Source organism: Bradyrhizobium sp., from assembly GCF_019244115.1.
Classification (GTDB): Bacteria; Pseudomonadota; Alphaproteobacteria; order Rhizobiales; family Xanthobacteraceae; genus Bradyrhizobium.
On sequence record NZ_JAFATE010000494.1, the window covers coordinates 1 to 4,992 of the forward strand.

Below are 4,992 nucleotides of genomic sequence, written 5' to 3' on the forward strand. Positions count from 1 at the left end.
CAACGCGGAGAACAGGACAGATGGCTCGGATCACGTTGCGTCAATTGCTCGACCACGCGGCGGAGCACGACTACGGCGTGCCGGCTTTCAACATCAACAACATGGAGCAGGCGCTGTCGATCATGGCGGCGGCCTCCGAGCTCGACGCGCCGGTCATCATCCAGGCCTCGCGCGGCGCGCGCTCCTACGCCAATGACGTGATGCTGCGCCACATGATGGACGCGGTGACCGAGATCTATCCGCAAATCCCGGTCTGCGTGCATCTCGACCATGGCAATGAGCCGGCGACCTGCATGACCGCGATCCAGGCCGGCTTCACCTCCGTGATGATGGACGGCTCGCTGAAGGCCGACGGCAAGACGCCGGGCGACTGGGACTACAATGTCGGCGTCACCAAGACGGTCACCGACATGGCCCATCTCGGCGGCATTTCGGTCGAGGGCGAGCTCGGCGTGCTCGGCTCGCTCGAGACCGGCATGGGCGACAAGGAGGACGGGCACGGCGCGGAGGGAAAACTGTCGCACGACCAGCTGCTGACCAATCCCGACGAGGCCGTGAAATTCGTCAGCCAGACCAGAGTCGATGCGCTGGCGATCGCGATGGGCACCTCGCACGGCGCCTACAAGTTCACCCGCAAGCCGGACGGCGACATCCTCGCCATGAACGTGATCGAGGAGATCCACCGCAAGCTGCCGAACACGCATCTCGTCATGCACGGTTCCTCGTCGGTGCCGGAGGATCTGCAGGCGATCATCAACGCCAATGGCGGCAAGATGAAGCCAACCTGGGGCGTGCCGGTCGCCGAGATCCAGCGCGGCATCAAGCACGGCGTGCGCAAGATCAACATCGACACCGACAACCGCATGGCGATGACCGGCCAGATCCGGAAAGTTCTCAATGAGCACCCGGAAGAGTTCGATCCGCGCAAATATCTTAAACCCGCGATGGATGCGATGACGAAATTGTGCAAGCAGCGCTTTCAGGAGTTCAACACCGCAGGCCAGGCCTCCAAGATCAAGAAGGTGCTGACCCCCGCCGAGATGGCCAAACGCTACGCCAAGGGCGAACTGGACCCCAAGATCGCGTAAAAAAGTCCTCCACAGAGCGGCCCCTGCGACCAACGTTCTCCTCTCAATTTGCCCGAGAACGGTCTATTTTCATGGGCAAGGCAGGGTCCGCTTTTGGAGGATACTTCCATGAATCTCAGCGATCTCAACAAGGTCGCCCTGGCCATGGTCACGCCGGGCAAGGGCATTCTCGCCGCTGACGAATCCTCGGGCACGATCAAGAAGCGGTTCGACGCCATCAAGGTGGAATCGACGGAGGACAGCAGGCGCGACTACCGCGAGATGCTGTTCCGCTCCTCCGAGGCGATGAGCCGCTATATCTCCGCCGTCATTCTCTATGATGAAACCATCTGGCAGAATGCGCGCGACGGCACGCCGCTGATCAAACTGATCGAGCAGGCCGGCGCCATTGTCGGCATCAAGGTCGACGAGGGCACGCAACCGCTCTCCGCCTGCCCGGGCGAACTGGTCACCGTCGGCCTCGACAAGCTCGCCGAACGCCTTAAGAAATATTTTGAGCGCGGCGCGCGCTTCGCCAAATGGCGGGCGGTGATCGACATCGGACCAGAGATTCCGTCGGCGACGTCGATCCACGTCAATGCGCATGCGCTGGCGCGCTATGCGGCGCTCTGCCAGGCCGCGCAGATCGTGCCGATCGTCGAGCCGGAAGTGCTGATGGACGGCGATCACGACATCGACCGCTGTCTTGAGGTGACCGAGCGCGTGCTCAACCACACCTTCCAGGAATTGCGCCTGCAGCGCGTCGCGCTGGAAGGCATGGTGCTGAAACCCAACATGATCGTACCTGGCAAGAAATCCGGCAAGCAGGTTTCCGTCGACGAAGTCGCCGAGAAAACCGTAAAACTTCTCAAGCGCTGCGTGCCGGCCGCGGTGCCGGGCATCGCCTTCCTCTCCGGCGGCCAGTCCGACGAGGAGGCTACCGCCCATCTCGACGCGATGAACCGGATCGGCGGACTGCCCTGGCCGTTGACCTTCTCATATGGCCGCGCACTGCAGGCCGCGCCGCAGAAGACGTGGTCGGGCAAGCCGGAGAACGTTGCGGCCGGCCAGCGCGCCTTCACCCATCGCGCGCGGATGAACGCGCTCGCCAGCCGAGGCGAGTGGATGGCCGATCTGGAAAAGAAGGCGGCATAATTGGCGACGAAACCTGCTCCGCGCCCCGCGCCGCGGCTCTATCTCGCGACGCCTGCCGGCCTCGATCCCGCGCAGCTCCTGGCGCAGTTGCCAGCCGCGCTGGCGGCCGCCGACGTCGCGGCGGTGCTGGTGCGGCTGAGGCCGGCCGATCCGCGCACGATGACTTCGCGCATCAAGGCGCTTGCGCCCGTGATTCAGCAGGGCGGCGCGGCGCTGCTGCTCGATGCAACCGCGCTCGACGGCCAGTTCGAGCTGGTCGCGCGATCGGGCGCCGACGGCGCGCATCTGGCCGGCATCAATGCGATGGACGAGGCCATGGCGGCCCTAAAACCCGATCGCATCGTCGGCGTCGGCGCACTGGCGACGCGGCACGACTCGATGACCGCAGGCGAGCAAGGCGCTGACTATGTGCTGTTCGGCGAGGCGGATGCGCAGGGCCTCAGGCCGTCCCGTGAAGCGGTTGCCGAGCGCGTCGGGTGGTGGGCCGAACTGTTCGAGCCGCCTTGCGTCGCGTATGCGGCCTCCCCTGACGAGGCGCGGGATTTTGTCGCGGCCGGCGCGGATTTCATCCTGGTCGACGACCTCGTCTGGTCCGATCCGCGCAGCGCGGCAGCGGCCCTTGCCGAGCTTGGCGCTGTTATCGGCGATGCCTTCGCCTCGGCCTCTCGCACGGATCGAAGCCGGACGGAGGTGAGCCAGGCATGACAGCTTGCCGTTTGTTCGTGATCGTGGTGGCGGGCGCACTCTTGATGGCGGCGGACGCAGCGGCGCAGGTGTCGCTGACGCCGCCAGGTCTCGAACCGCCGGCCACGACCAAGGCGGCACCCAATCCCAAAGCCAAGGCGCCCGGGTTCGTGAAAAAGCCTCCGGCCACGGAGGCGAAGCCGGCGCCCCCGGCTCCGTCGGCCGCCGCCGCAACGGCTCCGGCGCCGGTCGATTCCAACGCCGATCTCGTCTACGGGGCCTACCAGCGCGGCCTCTACAAGACGGCGTTCGACCTCGCCAATGCCAAGGCGCAAGTCGGCGACGTCAAGGCCATGACCATGCTCGGCGAGCTCTATTCCAACGCGCTCGGTGTCAAGCGCGATTACGCAAGGGCAATCGACTGGTATAAGCGCGCCTCAGATGGCGGCGATCGCGAGGCGATGTTCGCTCTGGCGATGATGCGCCTGTCGGGGCGCGGCGGGCCGGTCGACCGCGAGGCCGCGGTAAAATTGCTGGCCTCCTCGGCCAAGCTCGGTGAACCCAAGGCCGCCTATAACCTGGCCCTGCTCTACCTCGACGGCCAGACCCTGCCCCAGGACCTGAAGCGTTCCGCCGAGCTGCTCACCATCGCGGCCGATGCCGGCAACCCGGAAGCGCAATATGCGCTCGCGACGTTCTACAAGGAAGGCACCGGCGTCCCGAAGGATCTGACCAAGGCGGCGCAGCTGTTGCAGGCGGCGGCGCTCGCGGACAATCTCGATGCCGAGGTCGAATACGCCATCGCGCTCTACAACGGCACCGGCACTCCGAAGAACGAGGCCGCCGCGATCGAGCTGTTGCGGCGGGCCGCCAAGCAGAACAGCCCGATCGCGCAGAACCGGCTGGCCCATGTCCTCGTTGGCGGCCGGGGCACGCCGATCGACCTGATCGAAGGCTTCAAGTGGCACCTGATTGCGAAAACCGCCGGAAATGGCGATGCCCAGCTCGACGAGCGGTTCGCCCAGCTGAGCGACGCCGACCGCACCAAGGTCGAGGATCTGGTGCGCCTCTGGTTCGGCACCCTCGCCAGGAAATGAGCTTGACGGCGCCGAGCCCGCAGGGCACCCACACTTCGTTTCACCTCTCCCCGCTTGCGGGGGGAGGTCGGATCGCGTTTAGCGATGCGACGCATCGCTCTGAGGCGATCCGGGTGAGGGGGACTCTCCACGAGCGCAGCTCCCGGAGACTCCCCCTCACCCCACTCCCCTCCCCGCAAGCGGGGAGAGGAGCCGACCGCCGATGCCGCAACAGTCTAGCCTCAGCTCATCAAGCTTCATTGCCCGAAACACAGCGATCCCATGCTGCATTCCGCCCTCATCAACGTCATGGTCAAGGCCGCGCGCCGCGCCGGCCGCAGCCTCAAGCACGATCTCAACGAGATCGAGCACCTCCAGGTCTCGCTGAAGGGCCCGGCCAATTTCGTGTCGCTCGCCGACAAGCGTGCCGAGGAAATCCTCCACGCCGATCTCGCCAAGGCGCGGCCCGGATATGGTTTCGTCGGCGAGGAAGGCGGCGCGCGGGAAGGCACGGACAAGTCGCACACCTGGATCGTCGACCCGCTCGACGGCACCACCAATTTCCTGCACGGGATTCCGCAGTTCGCGATCTCGATCGCGCTGCAGCGGGAGGACACCATCATCGCCGGCGTGATCTACAATCCCGGCAATGACGAGCTCTACATCGCCGAGCGCGGCAAGGGCGCCTTCCTCAACGACCAGCGGCTGCGCGTGGCCGGACGGCGCAAGCTCGACGAATGCGTGATCGCCTGCGCCATGCCGCATATCGGCCGCGGCGATTTGGAGTTATCGCGCCGTGAAATGACTGCGATGCAGAGCAAGGTCGCGGGCCTGCGCCGCTTCGGCGCCGCCGCCCTCGATCTCGCCTTCGTCGCCGCCGGCCGCTTCGACGGCTTTTGGGAGCGCAACCTGCAGCCCTGGGACATCGCGGCAGGCCAGATCATGGTGCGCGAGGCCGGCGGCAGCGTCTCCGGGATCAATGGCAAGGACGACGCGCTCTCGACCGGCCA

5 protein-coding genes are annotated in these 4,992 nt (G+C 65.8%); all 5 read left to right on the forward strand.

Annotated elements, in window-relative coordinates; genetic code table 11:
- Positions 1–20: 20 nt before the first annotated feature.
- Positions 21–1,088, forward strand: coding sequence for a class II fructose-bisphosphate aldolase (fba, locus tag JOZ76_RS21655; protein WP_291701691.1), 1,068 nt, complete (start codon positions 21–23; stop codon positions 1,086–1,088).
- A 108-nt stretch (positions 1,089–1,196) separates the two neighbouring features.
- Positions 1,197–2,222: a class I fructose-bisphosphate aldolase gene (locus JOZ76_RS21660; protein WP_291701683.1), complete on the forward strand. Its 1,026-nt coding sequence runs from the start codon at positions 1,197–1,199 to the stop codon at positions 2,220–2,222.
- Complete coding sequence (locus tag JOZ76_RS21665; protein ID WP_291701685.1) at positions 2,223–2,927, forward strand: thiamine phosphate synthase; 705 nt, start codon at positions 2,223–2,225, stop codon at positions 2,925–2,927.
- Positions 2,924–4,003: a tetratricopeptide repeat protein gene (locus JOZ76_RS21670; RefSeq protein WP_291701687.1), complete on the forward strand. Its 1,080-nt coding sequence runs from the start codon at positions 2,924–2,926 to the stop codon at positions 4,001–4,003. The genes JOZ76_RS21665 and JOZ76_RS21670 overlap by 4 nt, the downstream gene beginning before the upstream one ends.
- Before the next feature lie 261 nt (positions 4,004–4,264).
- Positions 4,265–4,992, forward strand: a 728-nt coding sequence (locus tag JOZ76_RS21675) for an inositol monophosphatase family protein (RefSeq protein WP_291701689.1), incomplete at its 3' end; no start/stop codon positions are given.